The organism is Sphingomonas sp. 1185, assembly GCF_040544655.1.
Taxonomy (GTDB): domain Bacteria; phylum Pseudomonadota; class Alphaproteobacteria; order Sphingomonadales; family Sphingomonadaceae; genus Sphingomonas.
On record NZ_JBEPKL010000017.1, the window covers coordinates 16323 to 32862 of the forward strand.

9 protein-coding genes are annotated in these 16540 nt (G+C 68.3%); 4 read left to right on the forward strand and 5 right to left on the reverse strand.

Going from position 1 to position 16540, the window contains the following annotated elements; all coding sequences use genetic code 11:
* The first annotated feature begins 112 nt into the window (after positions 1-112).
* On the forward strand, positions 113-1783 hold the full coding sequence (locus ABIC44_RS12370; RefSeq protein ID WP_354295744.1) for an alkaline phosphatase D family protein: 1671 nt from the start codon (positions 113-115) through the stop codon (positions 1781-1783).
* Positions 1784-1808: 25 nt separating this feature from the next.
* Here ABIC44_RS12370 and ABIC44_RS12375 read toward each other — a convergent pair whose 3' ends face one another.
* Entirely contained in the window at positions 1809-2558 is a 750-nt protein-coding gene (locus ABIC44_RS12375) for an AcvB/VirJ family lysyl-phosphatidylglycerol hydrolase (protein ID WP_354295746.1), read from the reverse strand.
* A gap of 189 nt (positions 2559-2747) precedes the next feature.
* Here ABIC44_RS12375 and ABIC44_RS12380 point away from each other — a divergent pair, with 189 nt between their 5' ends.
* Complete coding sequence (locus ABIC44_RS12380; protein ID WP_354295748.1) at positions 2748-6050, forward strand: trifunctional glycoside hydrolase family 18/polysaccharide deacetylase/glycosyltransferase family 2 protein; 3303 nt, start codon at positions 2748-2750, stop codon at positions 6048-6050.
* A 137-nt stretch (positions 6051-6187) separates the two neighbouring features.
* On the opposite strand, the gene ABIC44_RS12385 is transcribed toward ABIC44_RS12380, so the two are convergent.
* The 3 genes from ABIC44_RS12385 to ABIC44_RS12395 form a co-directional block, all read right to left on the reverse strand.
* Positions 6188-7444, reverse strand: coding sequence for a sensor histidine kinase (locus tag ABIC44_RS12385; RefSeq protein WP_354295750.1), 1257 nt, complete (start codon positions 7442-7444; stop codon positions 6188-6190).
* 77 nt (positions 7445-7521) lie between these two features.
* Complete coding sequence (locus tag ABIC44_RS12390) at positions 7522-8211, reverse strand: winged helix-turn-helix domain-containing protein (protein ID WP_307100074.1); 690 nt, start codon at positions 8209-8211, stop codon at positions 7522-7524.
* The gene (locus ABIC44_RS12395; protein ID WP_354295752.1) at positions 8180-8608 is read right to left on the reverse strand and encodes a PDZ domain-containing protein; all 429 of its coding nucleotides are present in this window, start codon (positions 8606-8608) and stop codon (positions 8180-8182) included. The genes ABIC44_RS12390 and ABIC44_RS12395 overlap by 32 nt, the downstream gene beginning before the upstream one ends.
* Positions 8609-8996: 388 nt before the next feature.
* Between ABIC44_RS12395 and mprF the strand changes: the two genes are divergently transcribed.
* Positions 8997-11558: a bifunctional lysylphosphatidylglycerol flippase/synthetase MprF gene (mprF, locus tag ABIC44_RS12400; RefSeq protein ID WP_354295754.1), complete on the forward strand. Its 2562-nt coding sequence runs from the start codon at positions 8997-8999 to the stop codon at positions 11556-11558.
* 95 nt (positions 11559-11653) lie between these two features.
* On the opposite strand, the gene ABIC44_RS12405 is transcribed toward mprF, so the two are convergent.
* A complete protein-coding gene (locus tag ABIC44_RS12405; RefSeq protein WP_354295756.1) occupies positions 11654-12685 on the reverse strand; it encodes a glycosylasparaginase in 1032 nt (343 codons plus the stop codon).
* Positions 12686-13044: 359 nt separating this feature from the next.
* Here ABIC44_RS12405 and ABIC44_RS12410 point away from each other — a divergent pair, with 359 nt between their 5' ends.
* A complete protein-coding gene (locus tag ABIC44_RS12410) occupies positions 13045-16101 on the forward strand; it encodes a TonB-dependent receptor domain-containing protein (protein ID WP_309701573.1) in 3057 nt (1018 codons plus the stop codon).
* The last annotated feature ends 439 nt before the right edge of the window (positions 16102-16540 follow it).

Sequence of the window (16540 nt, forward strand, 5' to 3'; positions counted from 1 at the left end):
GGCTTGTTTCAAATCCGTGACGGCGTTCCACATGTGTCGCCAAACCGTCATCCGCACGCCATCCCCCTGTCGTGGGACGGGATTAGCCGTTCGGTCCGAAAGGACTGACACGATGACGATCATGAACCGACGCCGCGCGATGGCGCTGATGGGAAGCGGGGCCGCGCTGGCCATGCCCGCCGGAATGGCGCAGGCCGCGACCGGCGCGGTGCGCTTCGACCACGGCGTCGCGAGCGGCGATCCGGCCCCCGACGGCGCGATCCTGTGGACCCGCGCCACCCCGGCGGAGGGCGATGCGGCGCGGGACGTGGCGCTGACCTGGCATGTCGCGCCGATCGGCGGCCATGATGCGGTGGGCCTGCGCACGGGCCGCGTCTCCGCCCGCGCCGCGCGCGACCACACCGCCAAGGTCGAGGTGACCGGCCTTCAGCCCGGCCGCGACTATCGTTACTGGTTCGAGGCGGCGGGCCTGCGCTCGCCCGAGGGGCGTTTCCGCACCCTGCCGCGCGGGGCCGTCGAGGATGTCGTGCTGGCGGTGGTGTCGTGCCAGCTTTATCCCGGCGGCTTCTTCAACGCCTATGACGCGATCGCGAAGACCGAGCGGCTCGACGCGGTGCTGCATCTGGGCGACTATATCTATGAATATGGCGCGGACGGCTATGGCACGGATCGCGGGCACAAACTCAACCGCCTGCCCGAGCCCGCGCACGAGATCGTGACGCTCGCCGATTACCGCCAGCGTCATGCCCAGGTGAAGCGCGACCCCGATATGCAGGCCGCGCATGCCCGCGCCGCCTTCATCTGCGTGTGGGACGATCACGAGGTCGCCAATGACGACTGGATCGGCGGCGCGGAGAACCACCAGCCCACGACCGAAGGCGACTGGGGCCGGCGCAAGGCGGCGGCGATGCAGGCCTATTTCGAGTGGATGCCGATCCGCGATCCCCGGCCCGGCCAGCCCTGGGAGGCGATCAACCGCAGCTTCGACTTCGGCGATCTGGCGACGCTGGTGATGGTCGAGACGCGGCTGCTCGCCCGGTCGAAGCAGGTCCATGCCAAGGGCGCCGCGCCCGAGCCGGGCGAATATGCCGCGATGATGGCCGAGCGGGCCCGACCCGACCGCGAACTGCTGGGCGCGAACCAGCTGGACTGGATCGAGCGGACGCTGACCCGCTCGGTCAAGGCGGGCACGCCGTGGCAGGTGATCGGCAATCAGGTGGTGATGGCGCGGATCGACGGCCCCGATCTGGAAAAGCAGATGGGCCCGGCGGGCTATGCCAGGTTGACCGAACGCCTGTCCGAAACCGAGCATCGCAATCTGGCCAAGGCGCAGGCCGGGTATCGCGCGGGCCTGCCGCTCAACTTCGACAGCTGGGACGGGTATCCGGCAGCGCGCGAGCGGCTTTATGCCGCCTTTCGCCGCGCGGGCAGTCGGCCGGTCGTCCTGTCGGGCGACAGCCATGCGGCCTGGGCGAACGACCTGTACGATGCGAACGGCACGCTGGTCGCGGCCGAGTTCGCGGGCACCTCGATCACCAGCCCGTCCTGGGGCGACATGATGCCCGGCATCGGCCGCGAGATCGCGGCGGCCAATCCGAAGGTCGTGCGCTTCTGCGACCAGGAGGACAAGGGCTGGCTGCACCTGACGCTCACCCGCGACAGCGCGACGGCGCGCTACATGACCGTGTCGACCGTCATGGCCAAGCCCTATGCGCCGGGCTGTGCGGCGATCTGGCGGACGCGGACCGGCGCCGTCGCGCCGATCGAGCCGCTGCCGGCCTGACCGGCGGCGCGCCCCTCCTCCGTCGCTACCGCCGCGCGGCGGGGGAGGGGCCGCCATGCACCGCCGCCAGCACGGCGGCGACCAGCTTTGCGTCATCATGGTCCAGATAATGATTGCCGGGCAGGCCGATCACCCTGGCCGGACCGCCCTTCAGCAAGGGGCACAGGCTGTCCTTTTCCTTCAGCCCATAGATGCAGGTGAGCGGAGCCCAGTCGATCGTGCGCGCGGTGGTGAAGGCATAGCTGTCCGGCTTGCCCATATAGGCGATCCCGGTCGGGTCGGAGCGGAAGAAGGCGGTCTGCCCCGGCACCACCAGCACGATTGCCGCCACCCGTGCGCGCAGATCGGCGGGCAGGTGCGCCAGCCCGGTCTGGAGCATGTCCGCGCCATAGGATTGCCCCACCAGCACCAGCCGCCGGTCGCCCGCCTCCGCGACGGCGCGGCGGACCGCGTCGGCGATGACCGCATCGACCTGTTCGCGCGTGCGGTGGACCCGGAACAGCACCGGCGAATTGATGCCGATGACCTCGATCCCCGCCGCGCTCAGGCCGCGCGCCACCACGCCCCCCATGCCATAGCGCAGCCCCATGTCGCCCGAGAGGGACAGGACCAGGATCGGCTGTGCCCGCCCCTGCGCCGGAAAGCGCGTGACCGGGTCGCGCGCGAAATAATTGCCTGAATAGAGCAGGATGGCGATGCCGCCGACGAGCAATGCCGCAACCCCGGCAAGGATACGCCCGCGATGGCGGCCAAGACGTGAGAGTAGAACGGACATAACCTTTCCTAAAGGGGCGGGCGGCTACTTGCCATGCATCGATGTGCCGGGGCGCGGCCGTCACATGAAAAATCTGTAATATCGCGATCACCCCCTCTATGCGCGACGTCTGCCATCGGCGGGGGATGGAAACATGCGGGCGGCATAGGGGCACCCGCATCATATGGTAACGAACCGGGGACCGACGCAGTGACCAAGCCGATCTTCTTTGACCCGACGGGCCGTCGGGGCGCGTGGGCGCGGCGTGCGGTGGCCGTCCTGATCCTGTCGGTGATCGTCGCCGCGATCGCCTTTGCCACCACGCTGGTCGCGGTGCCCAATTCGGGCGTGCTGCCGCTGCCCTTCGCGCGGCGCCAGGCGATGACGCTGGAGCCGACCGCGCAGTTGAAGGGGCGGCGCGGCGCATGGTTGCCGCGCCGGTCGGTGGCGCAGGGGCATAGCCCGCTGACCATCGCCTTCTACACGCCCGGCAATGACTCGGCGCTGGCGTCGCTCCATGCGCATATGGGGCAGATCGACTGGCTGGTGCCCAGCCTGATGAACGTCGCGGGCGCCAAGGGCGAACTGACGATCAGCAACGATCCCAAGCTCGCCACCCTGTTGTCCCGCGCCGCCCGGCCGCCCCGGCTGTTGCCGATGGTCCAGAACCTGACCGCCGACGAATGGGACGGCACGACGATCGCGCGGATCATCGCCAGCCCGGCGGCGTCCGAGAAGCTGGCCACCCGGCTCGGCCAGTCGGTGACGGCCAATCGCCAGTCGGGCCTGGTCATCGACTTCGAGAACCTGCCCGCCAGCGCCATGGCGGGCTATCCCCGGCTGCTCCAGCGGATCAAGGCGCATCTGCCCAAGGGCGCGGTGCTGGCCGTCACCGTCCCCGCCGAGGACGAGGCATGGCAGTTGCAGCGGCTGGCGCGCGTCGTCGACCGCATCATCCTGATGGCCTATGACCAGCATTGGCAGACCGGCACCCCCGGCCCGATCGCGGCGCAGCCCTGGTTCCTGCAATCCTCCGAGAAGGCGCTGCGCGAGGTCGGTCGCGACAAGCTGATCGTCGCGCTCGGCAGCTATGCCTATGACTGGCCCGCCAAGGGCCCGGCGGAATCCAAGTCGATCGAGGAAGCCTGGCTGATCGCGCATGACAGCCAGGCGAAGGTCAGCTTCGACCCGGCCAGCGGCAATGCCGGTTTCGCCTATGACGAGAATGGCGAGCATCACACCGTCTGGATGCTCGACGCCGCGACCAGCTGGAACCAGCTCCAGGCGCTGAAGCGGCTGGGGATCGACGACATCGCCTTCTGGCAGCTGGGGTCCGAGGATCCCGGCCTGTGGGCGGATTTCGCCGCGTTCCGCAGCACGGCGCGCGGGGTCATCCCGCGGCTGGGCGCGGTCGCCTCGCCGCTGAACGTCGATGTCGAGGGGACGGGCGAGATCCTGCGCATCACCGCGCAGCCGACCGAGGGGCAGCGCGACCTGCGCTATGACAAGGACGGGGTGATCCGCAACGAGGTCTATCGCACCTATCCGACCCCCTATGTCGTGCAGCGCGCCGGTGCGCTGCCCAAGACGGTCGCGCTGACCTTCGACGACGGCCCCGATGCCGAATGGACGCCCAAGATCCTGGACGTGCTGGAGCGCGAGCATGTGCCCGCCACCTTCTTCGTCATCGGCGAGAACGCATTGCAGCATCCCCAGCTGCTCCGCCGCATCGTCGCAGGCGGCAGCGAGCTGGGCAATCATAGCTATACCCATCCCAACATGGCGACGACGGGCGCACGCACCATCAAGCTGGAGCTGAATGCGACCAAGCGGCTGATCCAGGCCTATACCGGCCGCTCGACCACGCTGTTCCGCGCCCCCTATTTCGGCGATGCCGAGCCGACGACGGCCGACGAGATCGACCCGGCGCTGGTCGCGCAGAATCTGGGCTATACGGTCGTCGGGCTGCACGTCGATCCCAATGACTGGCAGCGTCCCGGCACCGACCAGATCGTCCAGCAGACGATCGACCAGGTGCACGGCGCGACGGCCGACAATTCGGCCAATGTCATCCTGCTGCACGATGGCGGCGGCGACCGCGAGCAGACGGTCGAGGCGTTGCCGCGCATCATCGATACGCTGCGCGCACAGGGCTATCGCTTCGTGCCCGCCTCGCAGCTGGTCGGGGTCAGCCGCGACCAGGCGATGCCGGTGGTCGACGGCAAGGACCTGCTGGCGGTGCGCACCGACGTCGCGATCTTCGTGGTGCTGGCCTTCCTGTCCGCATCGCTCGCCTGGCTGTTCTACCTGGCGATCGCGCTGGGCATCGCGCGTGCGGTGGTGATGGCGGGGCTCGCCTGGTTCCAGGGTCGCAAGTCCAAGCCGGTGCCGCCGGAATATACTCCCAGCGTCTCGGTCATCATCCCGGCCTTCAACGAGGAGCGCGTGATCGCCCAGTCGGTGAGCCGCGTGCTGGCCAGCGACTATCCCGGATTGCAGGTGATCGTGGTCGATGACGGGTCGAAGGACGGGACCAGCGCGGTGGTGCGCGCGGCCTTTGCCGACGAGCCGCGCGTCCGGCTGCTCACCCTGCCCAATGGCGGCAAGGCGGCGGCGCTGAACCGCGCGTTGCAGGACGCGGCGGGCGAGGTGGTGATCGCGCTCGACGCCGATACCCAGTTCGAGCCGGACACCATCGCCAAGCTGGCCCGCTGGTTCGCCGACCCGAAGCTGGGCGCGGTGGCGGGCGATGCGCGGGTCGGCAACCGGGTGAACCTCGTCACCCGCTGGCAGGCGGTCGAATATATCACCGCGCAGAATCTGGAACGCCGCGCGCTGGCCGGGTTCGATGCGATGACGGTGGTGCCCGGCGCGGTGGGGGCGTGGCGGCGTGCCGCGCTCGACGCGGTGGGCGGCTATCCCGAGAATACGCTGGCCGAGGACCAGGACCTGACCATCGCGATCCAGCGGGCGGGCTGGCGCGTCACCTATGATCCGCGCGCCGTCGCCTGGACCGAGGCGCCCGAGAGCTTCAAGGCGCTGGCCAAGCAGCGTTACCGCTGGGCGTTCGGCACGCTGCAATGCCTGTGGAAGCATCGCCGGGTGATCCGCACCGGCCAGCCCGCCGGGCTCGCGCGGGTCGGTCTGCCCCAGGCCTGGCTGTTCCAGATCATCTTCGCCGCGATCTCGCCGCTGATCGACCTGGCGCTGGTCCTGTCGATCATCGGCACGGCGGTTCGGGTGGCGCAGCATGGCTGGGCGCAGACCAGCACCGACGTGTTCCAGATGGCGGCCTATTGGACGGCGTTCACCGCGATCGACGTGCTGTGCGGATGGCTGGCCTATCGGCTGGACGGCAACCGGGTGCGCTACCCCGCGCATCTGCTGGTCGCGCAGCGGCTGGTCTATCGCCAGATCATGTACTGGGTCGTGCTGCGCGCGATCAGCTCGGCGATCGGCGGGTGGATCGTCGGCTGGGGCAAGCTGGAGCGGACGGGCAATGTCGGGGCGTAAGCGCCTTGCCCCTCCACCATCGCTGACGCGATGGTCCCCCTCCCCATCGGAGATGGGGAGGATTTAGGATATAATTCCTCCCCAAGCTCGGCTTGGGGAGGGGGACCGCCGGGCGCCAGCCCGGTGGTGGTGGGGCATCACCCCAGCGTCATCCGGACCCGCAACCCCGGCGCATGATCCTCCAGCGCCAGCGTGCCGCCATGCAGATGCGCCACCGCGCTGGCGAGTGACAGGCCCAGCCCCGCGCCGCTCTCGCTGCGCGCCGCGTCCAGCCGACCGAAGCGTTTCAGCGCCTCGTCACGCCGCTCGGGCGGGATGCCGGGGCCGTCATCGGCGACGATCAGGACCGGGCCCGGCTCGACCCGCACCGTCACCGCGCCCGATCCGTATTTCAGCGCATTGTCGACCAGATTGGCCAGCGCCTGGCCCAGTAGTTCGCGGTGGACCAGCGCGACCAGCCGGTCGGGCGCCTCGGCCTGGATCGTCATGCCGCGATCCTCGGCCAGCGGCTCGAACATGTCGGCGACGTCGCGCGCCATCGCGGCGAGATCGGCCTCGACAAAGGCATCGCGGCCCAGCCCCGCCTCGGCCCGGCTGATGCGCAAGGCGGTGTCGAGCATGGCGAGCAGCCGGTCGCCTTCCTCCAGCGCGCGCCCGACCGACGCCCTCGCACTTTCGTCCTGGGTTTCGGCCAGCGCGCGTTCCAGCGTGGCGCGCAACCGGGTCAGCGGCGAGCGCAGGTCGTGCGCCAGCCCGTCGGTCGCGATCTTGAGTTCGGTCATCAGGAGGGCGATCCGGTCGAGCATCGCATTGACCGCCCCCGCCAGCGCGTCGAAGGCATCGTCGCCGCCCTGGGTGACGACCCGCCGCGACAGCTCGCCCGCCGCCACCGCATGCGCGGTCGCCACCGTGTCCTCCAGCCGCCGCTCGATCATCCGCGCCGCGATCCAGGCAGCGAGCGCGGCCAGCACGATCGCCGCCGCCATGCCGACCGCCATCGCCTCTTCCATCGCGCGGGCGACGCGCAGCTCGCTTTCGACGACATGCCCCGCCAGCATCCGCGATCCATCGGGCAGGCGGGTGGCGAGCACGCGCATCCGCTCGGGCTGCGAATGGCCGATGCGGAAGATCTCGATCGTCGCGGCGCCGGGGGTGGGGACGTTGGGCGGCCATTCGGCGATATTGCCGGTGACGAAGCGGCCGCGCGCATCGGTCAGCAGGATGACCGAGAGCGGCACCCGGTCGGTGGTCAGCCGCCGCGCGACCGCCGCGCGCACCGCCGCCTGCCCGCCGCTGCGCCACATGCCCGCCAGTTCGTCGCTCAGGTCGCTGGCGGCGTCCTCGGCCTGGTCGGCGATCTCGCCGCGGGTCAGGTGGCGAACGGTCGCCACCATCGCGCCCGCGCCGACCAGCTGGAGCGCAAAGACCAGCAGCGCGAAGCGCAGCGTGGTCGAACGGAAGACGCCCGAGGCTATTTCTCGACCCCCAGCTTGTAACCCGACCCGCGCACCGTGTGGAGCAGCGGCCGGGCAAAGCCCTCGTCGATCTTCTTGCGCAACCGGCTGATATGCACGTCGGTGACGTTGGTATTGGGGTCGAAATGGAAATCCCACACCCCCTCCAGCAACATGGTACGGGTCACGACTTGGTCGACATGCTGGAGCAGATATTCGAGCAGCCGATATTCGCGCGGCTGAAGCTCGATCGGCTTGCCCGCGCGCCGGACGCGGTGGGCGAGCAGGTCCATCTCCAGGTCGTCGCACACCAGCTTGGTCTGCGGCGCGTTGCCGGTGGTGCCGCCGCGCCGGATCAGCAGCCGGATGCGCGCCAGCAGTTCGGCGAAGACGAAGGGCTTGGTCAGATAATCGTCCGAGCCGGAGGTCAGCCCGGCAACCCGGTCCTCGGGCGAGGACATGGCGGACAGGATCAGGACCGGCGACTCGATCCCGGCGGCGCGGATCGCGGCCAGCACCGCCATGCCGTCCATGCCCGGCAACATCCGGTCCAGCACGACACAGTCATAGGTGCCGTCGGTCGCATGGAACAGGCCGTCGCGGCCATTGGCCGCATGGTCGACCAGGAATCCCTCTTCACGCAACCCGTTGGCGATATAATCCGCCGTCGAGCGATCATCTTCGATCAACAAAATCCTGTTGGCCACGCAGTCCTCCCGATCCGGTCCTTAGCAGCGTGATCGTGTGGAGGCCATGGTCGCGCATGATGCGCAGCCGGAGCGGGGCTTCGGGATCGCGAAGCGCCTCGTCGCGCAGCAGCGAGAAGGAGGTGGCGGGGCGACCGTCGACCGCCACCACCGTATCGCCGACGTGCAGCGGCAGATTGTCGATCGTGCCGGGGTCGCCGTCCAGGTCGCTGCGCAGGCTGGTGACGACCAGCCCCGGCCGGTCGTCGCCCATCGGCACGAAGGTCGCGCCATAAAGCGTCGTGCCCGTCCGCATGCCCGCGCGAAGCGGCAAGTGCCCGACGAGCAGCGCCATCGCGCCAGCGCCCAGCAGCGCGACGGCCGCCGCGCCCCAGCCGACGATCCGCAACCCCTTCACGATTCCCGTCCGGCCGGGACGCGCCGATCCATGGCCGCAGGCAAGGCGGCATGGGCGGAGGCAGGGCGGGCAAGGCGTTTCACACCTGTCCTTCTATCGATCGCGACCTGAGGGGAGGGTGGGCGAGACGTGACGCTTCTGTCATCAAATCGCTTGTATCCACATGACACACTTGTCAGGTGGCCGAAAGGTGACAGGGGCAGGGACGGTCCTATGGCCATGGCGGGTCGCCGCGTCGTGCAGGGGTGTGGGCGGGCGATGGGTGGGTGTGCGTAGAGGATGAAAGGTTTGCGGCCATGACGGGCCATAAGGCGGCGGGTGGCGATCTATGCCGTCTCGTCGTGTCGCGTTCGCCGGGGGGCGGGGCATGACGGAAGGGGCGGGGGACATGGGATGGCTCGACCGGGCGCTTGGCTATGCCAAGGCGCGGCGCGGCTATCTCGCGGTCGCAGCGGTGGTGCTGCTCGTCGCGCTGGGGCTGTCGGCGCTGCATCATCTGACCCGCCAGATCCGGCTGGCCGATGTCCGCGCGGCTTTCTACGCGATCGACCCGCACCAGATCATGCTGTCGGCGGCGCTGACCGTTGCCAGCTATATCGCCTTGACCTTTTACGACGTGATCGCGCTGCGCGTGATCGGGCGGCCGCTGCGCTGGCGGACGGCGGCGATGGCGTCCTTCACCAGCTATACGCTCAGCCACAATCTGGGGCTGGCGCTGCTGACCGGCGGGTCGGCGCGCTACCGCGTCTATGCCGCCGCCGGGCTGGACGGTCCCGACATCGCGCGCGTCATCGCGATCGCCAGCGCGACCTTCTGGTTCGGGGTGTTCAGCGTCACCGGGCTGGGGCTGGTGTTCCATGAAGGGCCGGTCACGCTCGATGCGCTGGTGCTGGGGCAGAGCGCGGTCCGCTGGGTCGGCGCGGCGGTGGTGGCGGGGGCGCTGGCGCTGATCCTGCTCTGCGCATTGCGGCCGGGCAAGCGGGTCGGCTGGCGCGCCTGGAGCGTGCCGCTGCCCACGACCGGGCAGGCGCTGGCGCAGATCGCCATCGCCTCGCTCGACCTGCTCTGCGCCAGCGCGGCGCTGTTCGTCCTGTTACCGGGCGCCTCGCCCGAGCTGCTGCCCGCCTTCGTCCTCGCCTATGCGCTGGCGATCATCGTCGCGCTGGTCAGCCATGTGCCTGGCGGGATCGGCGTGTTCGAGGCGGTGGTGCTGGCGACGGTGCCGGTCGACCGCACCGAGCTGTTCGCCGCGCTGATCGCGTACCGCGTCCTCTATTATCTGCTGCCGCTGGGCCTGGGCATCGCGCTGCTTGCCTGGGACGAGGCGCGGCGGCGGCCGATCAAGGCGCTGCGCGACATACGCCGCGTCCTGCTGGGCGTGGCCCCGACGCTGCTCAGCGCGGCCTGTTTCGGGGGCGGGGCGATCCTGTTGCTGTCGGGATCGCTGCCCGCCATTCCGCAGCGCGTCCATCACCTCGTCCATGTCCTGCCGCTGCCCTTTATCGAGGCGTCGCATTTCGCCGCCAGCCTGGTCGGCACCGGGCTGCTGCTGCTGGCGCCGGGGCTGTATCGGCGGCTGGACGGGGCGAGCTTGGCGGCGCGTGCGCTGCTGGTCGCGGGCGCGGTCTTCTCGCTGGCCAAGGGGATCGATTACGAGGAGGCGGCGGTCTGCCTCTCCATCGCGCTGCTGCTCCAGATGAGCCGCCGCGCCTTTTACCGGCGCACCTCGCTGGTCGCGCGGCCCCTGTCGCCCGCCTGGCTGTTCAGCGTCGCGGTGGTGATCGTCGGGACGGGATGGATCGGCTTCTTCGCCTATAAGCATGTCGATTATCAGGAATCGCTGTGGTGGCGGTTCGCGCTGTCCGACGACGCCTCGCGCTTCCTGCGTGCGGCGCTGGGCGTCGCGGTGATGCTGGCGGGGGCGGGGCTGTGGCGGCTGTTCCTCGCCGCGCCGCCGGGGGAGACCGACCACCCCGCGATGGACCGGGTGCTGGCGATCGTCGGACAGGCCGAGCGGACCGACGCCGCCCTCGCGCTGCTCGGCGACAAGCGCTTCCTGTTCTCGCCCGAGGACGACGCCTTCGTGATGTATCAGGTGCGTGGGACCAGCTGGATCGCGATGGGCGATCCGGTCGGGCCGCGCGCCGCCTGGGCCGACCTGCTGTGGCAGCTGCGGACGATGGCCGACGCCGCGCAAGGCCGGCTGATGCTCTATCAGATCACCCCCGACGCGCTGGAGATCGCGATCGAGATGGGCCTCCAGATCATCAAATATGGTGAGGAGGCGCTGATCGACCTGGGGCGTTTCGCGCTGGAAGGCGGGCGGATGCGCGGGCTTCGCCAGACCCTCAACCGTTTCCGCACGCGCGAGAATGCCAGCTTCGCGATCCTGCCCGCCGCCGAGGTGCCGGCGATCCTGCCCGAACTGCGCGCGGTGTCCGACGACTGGCTGATGGCCAAGGGGCATGGCGAGAAGGGGTTCAGCCTGGGCCGCTTCGACCCTGCCTATCTGGCGATGACCGATTGCGCGCTGGTGCGGGTAGAAGGGCGGATCGTCGCCTTCGCCAATCTGTGGAAAGCGGGGGATCGGCGCGAGCTATCGGTCGACCTGATGCGCCATGTCGAGGACGCGCCGGGCGGGGTGATGGACTATCTGTTCGTCGAGCTGATGCTGTGGGGCCAGGCGCAGGGCTATGGCCGCTTCGCGCTGGGCCTCGCGCCGCTATCCGGAGTCGGCGGGCGGCGTATGGCCCCGACCTGGGCCAAGCTGGCCTCGCTGGTGTTCCGGCATGGCGAGCGTTTCTACGGCTTTCGCGGCCTTCGCGCCTATAAGGAGAAGTTCCAGCCCGAATGGGCGCCGCGCTATATTGCGGGGCCGCGCGGGCTGGGGCTGGTCAAGGCGCTGCGCGACCTGAACGCGCTGATCGCCGATGGGGGCGAGCAAGGCTGAATTGCTCCCCCGTAAGGGAGGGGTGTCGCTCTCTCGATAGCGGGACACCCCTCCGTCGCGCTACGCGCGCCACCTCCCCTGACAGGGGAGGAAGGTTAGGCCTTGAACAGCGACGGGGCCTTTTCCACTCGCGTCCGCCCGGCGGCGTCCGTCACGGCATAGGTAAAGCCCGGCAACAGGCAGAAGGCGCCGATCCGCCCCGCCGTGTCCATCGCCAGGAAGCCGACCTGCACCCCCTTGATCGCATCGCCGCGCAGGGTGGCGATATGTCGGGCGGCTTCCTCGCAGGCCGCCTGCGGGCTCAGCCCATGGCGCATCGAGGCGACGACGCGCGCGGTGCCGACGGTTCGGGTGACTTCCTCGCCCAGACCCGTGGAGGTCGCGCCGCCGATCCCGCGCTCGACATAGAGGCCCGAGCCGACCTGCGGCGAGTCGCCCACGCGCCCGCGCATCTTGAACGCCATGCCCGAGGTCGTGCAGGCGCCGGCCATCCGCCCGCCAGCATCGCGCGCCAGCATCCCGATCGTGTCATGGTCCAGCGCGCCGCCCGGCGTGCCGGGGCGGCCCGCGCCATAGGTGCCGGTCTCGCTATTGGCGACGGGCTTGTAGTTTTGCGTCTTCAGCCATTCGCGCCACGCCTTCTCCGCCTCGGGCGTCAGCAGGTTGGTGCGCGGGAAGCCGCGATCGCGCGCGAAGCGGGTCGCGCCTTCGCCGACCAGGAAGGTGTGCGGCGTATGCTCCATTACCGCGCGCGCGACCGAGATGGCATGGACCGTATCCTCCAGCGCGGCGACCGCGCCGACGCCGCCCGCATCGTCCATGATGACCGCATCGAGCGTGACATGGCCGTCGCGGTCCGGGTAACCGCCATAGCCGACCGAATGGTTGTTCGGATCGGCCTCGGGCACCTTCACCCCGGCCTCGACCATGTCGATCAGCGATCCGCCCGCCCGCCCGGCGGCAAAGGCCGCGTCATTGGCCGGTGCGCCGAAATCCCAGGTCGACACGATCGTCGCGCGCGGCCCGGCGGCCTGCGCAAAGGCGCGGGCGGGCGCGGCGGCCAGTCCCGTACCGATCCCCGCCAGCGTGGCGATCCCACCCAGAAAACCCCGTCGACCTTCTTTCATCACGCGTGCTCCCCCCGCCCGCGATCGCCGGGCGTTTCGTCGCCCGATTGTGCGCGGCCCCGCGCGGAGCCGCAAGCCTGCAAACCGATATAACACCAATTGCCCGCCCCGGCGTGACCGTCGCGATCACCCGCTGGGCGAGTCGGCGGCGCGCGGCCGTCCGGGGTCGCCGGGGAACATGGCGCCGCCGTCATGCAAAGGTTTCAAATCGTTAATAATTGTGTCTTTCTGGTTACAGTTTCATGCCAATGCCATCCTTGGGGGCATAAAGGTATGGTTTAGGTATTGACCAAATTCCTCAAAATGTTTGTCTTTCTCCCGCGCCCGACAAAATCAGCCTTGGGCCTTAGGGGAGATGTATGAGAATCCAGCAGTCCGCATCATGGTTGGCCCTCTCGGCCGCGTCGATGATGCTCGCCGCGCCCGCCATCGCGCAGCAGACCGGAACCTCCGGTGCCCAGGCGGACGCGCCGCAGACCGGCGCCGACCAGAATCCGGGCGATCTGAGCGCGAATGCCGCCGCCACCCGCTCGGCCGCGATCACCGGCACCCCGCAGGCCAGCCCGGGCGGCGGCGACGTCGTCGTGACCGGCACGCGCATCACCCGTCCCAACCTCGCCTCCGCCGCGCCGATCACCTCGGTCACGCGCCAGGACATCCAGGCCCAGGCCGCGGTCAATGTCGAGGACGTGCTCAACCGTCTGCCGCAGGTCGCGCCCGACAGCCAGCAGACCTATAACGACTCCGACGGTCGCCAGCGCATCAAGCTGCGCACCTTGGGCTTCGAGCGCACGCTGGTCCTGATCGACGGCAAGCGGCTGGGCACCCAGAACGGCCAGGACGTCGGCATCATCCCGACCTCGCTGTTGCAGCGCGTCGACGTGCTGACCGGCGGCGCCTCGTCGGTCTATGGCTCGGACGCGGTCGCGGGCGTCGTCAACTTCGTCCTGCGCAAGGATTTCGAGGGCGTTCAGCTCGACGCCAACTATAATTTCTTCAACCATTACAACAAGGACACGATCGTGTCGCCGCTGGCGCGCGCCGCCGGCTTCGGCAGCGCGCGGGGCCTGACCAATGACGGCGGCCGCGCCGACCTGACGCTGACGGCGGGCACCAAGCTGTTCGACGACAAGCTGCACGTCAGCGGCTTCGTCAACTATCGCCAGACCAACGAGATCGCGCTGACCTCGCGCTCGAATGCGGGCTGCTATCTCACCCAGTTGCAGCTCAACGGCCCGCTGTCCTGCGGCCTGACGCCCAGCAGTTCGACCAGCGGCCTCATCACGCCCCAGTCGGGCCCGAATGCGGGCGCGCAATATGTCAACAATCCGGACGGAACGCGCACCTTCGTGCCGTTCGGCGCGGGGCAGGGCAATGCGTCCAACTATTTCAGCGGCTATGCCTATCAGCGTCCCTCGGAGCGCGTGAATGCGGGCGGCTTCGCCACGCTGGACCTCGCGCCGGAAGCCGAGCTCTATGCCTCGGGCATCTGGTTCCGCGACAAGTCGTACACCAACTATCCGACGATCGCGAGCGGCACCGTCAACGTCAACTGCAACAACCCCTATCTGTCGGGGACGCAGGCGACCGCGATCGGATGCGCCACCGGCGTGACCAGCGTGCCCGTCACGCTCGCCTATCGCCTGGGCGAGAATAACGACCGGCCCGACACCTTCATCAACACCGGCGTCCGCCTGACCGGCGGCGTCCGCGGCAAGGTGGGCGATGCCTGGACCTATGATGTCGGCGGCGTCTATGCCCGCAACCATCAGGACTATACGCCCAGCTTCCGCGTTCCCGGCACGCTGCAGAATGCGGTGAATGTCGGCGGCACGGCGGCCAACCCGGTCTGCGCCAGCGGCGCGGCGGGCTGCGTGCCCTTCGACATCTTCAGCGCGGGCAACAACAACCCGGCGCTGATCAACTATCTGTTCGGCACCGGCACGTCGGAAACCACCGGCACGCTGTACGACGTCCAGGCCAATGTCACCGGCGACCTCGGCAAGTACGGCATCACCTCGCCCTTCGCCGAACAGGGGCTGGCGATCGCGCTGGGCACCGAATATCGCAAGGACACGCTGACGTCGCGCGCCGACAGCGCCTATCGCGCCGCGCTGGGCGGCACCGACACGAACCTCAGCCAGGATGTGGTCGAGGCCAATATCGAGGTCCAGGCCCCGCTGATCGAGCACAAGCCCTTTGCCGAGCTGGTGCAGGTCAATGGCGGCTACCGCGTCTCGAAGTACAGCAGCAATCCCAAGGCATTCAACACCTGGAAGATCGAGGGCGTCTATGCCCCGGTCAGCGACCTGACCTTCCGCGCCTCGTTCAACAAGGCGCAGCGCGCGCCGACCGTGGTCGAGATCCGCCAGGCGAGCAATGTCGAGTTCGTGGGCGGCGGATCGGGCACCTTCACCGACTTCTGCGCCCCGACCGTGACCACCGGCGCCAATGGCGTCACCTATGGCGCGCCGATCGCATCGCGTGAGGTCTGCCGCGCCACCGGCCTGTCGGACGCGCTGTACGGCAGCCGCGACCTGTTGTGCAGCAACGGCACCACGCCCAACGGCAGCAGCGCCTGCGCGGTGCGTTCGGGCGGCTTCACCGCCGATCCGGAAACCGCCTATACCCAGACCTATGGCCTGGTCGTGAAGCCGCGCTTCATCAAGGGGCTGGTCTTCTCGGTCGATCGCTATCGCATCAAGATCGACAACTCGCTCGGCTATAACGACTACAGCTATTACACCGATGGCTGTCTGCGTTCGGGCGGCGACCAGTTCTTCTGCCAGGGCATCGTCCGCAACGCGACCACCGGCCAGCTGTTCAACGGCGGCTATATCCGCCAGGGCACGACCAACTATTACACCTCGATCGCGCAGGGCTGGGACTTCCAGGCGCAATATGCGCTGACCCTGGAATCGATCGGCCGTCTGGACTTCGGCTTCAATGGCTCGCTGACCACCGCCGCCGGTGGCCAGGACTCGCCGCTTCAGCCCGAGCGCAACTGCGCGGGCTATTATGGCAATGGCTGTGGCCAGCTGATCCCGAAGTGGAGCCATGGCCTGCGCACGACCTACACCACGGTCGACAAGAAGTTCAGCGCATCGCTCAACTGGCGCTATGTCGGCTCGCTGACCAACGCCAACAATTCGGGTGACTCGGCGATCGGCGGTACGCCGGATCGTGTGCTGACCAACTATTACCGTGTCGCGCCGCAGAATTATTTCGACCTGGCGCTCAACTTCGCGATCGCCAAGCAGTTCTCGCTGCGCCTGATCGCGAACAACCTGTTCGACAAGTCCGCGCCGATCGTGCCGGATTCGTACAATATCAGCCTGGCGCGGACCAACACCATCCCGCAGCGTTACGACACGCTGGGCCGCAACATCGCGATCGGGACGACGATCAACTTCTGATCCACGCCCCCGGTGGAGTGCTCCGGCACTCCGCCGATCCTCGAACGGAAAAGGCCGGTCGTCCCTGCGGACGACCGGCCTTTTTTGCAGGCGATCTGCGGCCGATATATCTCATATTGGTACTATATTGAGTTCAACAGGTACTAAAAAATAGAGAGGCGAGTTTTCGATCGAGCGACCATCTCGCAGGTCGTTGCGACTGATATTAAGACACTGATAATCAAGCAAAAGTAGATTGTTGTTCGTTTGACCTGTGGTTTAATCGTTTATTTTCAAAGGCTTATTTGCCGTAATTTTTTGTTGCGGAATTGCAACAAGCGTTGGCGAAACGCCATAAGATTATAAATCGGTATTCCTAGGTTATTGACCGAATGCCCCTGGCTGTACTGTCTTAGTAACGCGCCGATTTAAGCGAAAACGCTCTCGGCGAAAAAAGGGG

What these genes read in the sequence shown, in the direction of transcription:
- mprF (WP_354295754.1), top strand. Translation starts at nt 8,997, where the DNA reads ATGGGATGGCTCGACCGGGCGCTTGGCTATGCCAAGGCGCGGCGCGGC.
- ABIC44_RS12375 (WP_354295746.1), bottom strand. Translation starts at nt 2,558, where the DNA reads ATGTCCGTTCTACTCTCACGTCTTGGCCGCCATCGCGGGCGTATCCTT.
- ABIC44_RS12405 (WP_354295756.1), bottom strand. Translation starts at nt 12,685, where the DNA reads ATGAAAGAAGGTCGACGGGGTTTTCTGGGTGGGATCGCCACGCTGGCG.
- ABIC44_RS12385 (WP_354295750.1), bottom strand. Translation starts at nt 7,444, where the DNA reads ATGGTGGCGACCGTTCGCCACCTGACCCGCGGCGAGATCGCCGACCAG.
- ABIC44_RS12370 (WP_354295744.1), top strand. Translation starts at nt 113, where the DNA reads ATGACGATCATGAACCGACGCCGCGCGATGGCGCTGATGGGAAGCGGG.
- ABIC44_RS12410 (WP_309701573.1), top strand. Translation starts at nt 13,045, where the DNA reads ATGAGAATCCAGCAGTCCGCATCATGGTTGGCCCTCTCGGCCGCGTCG.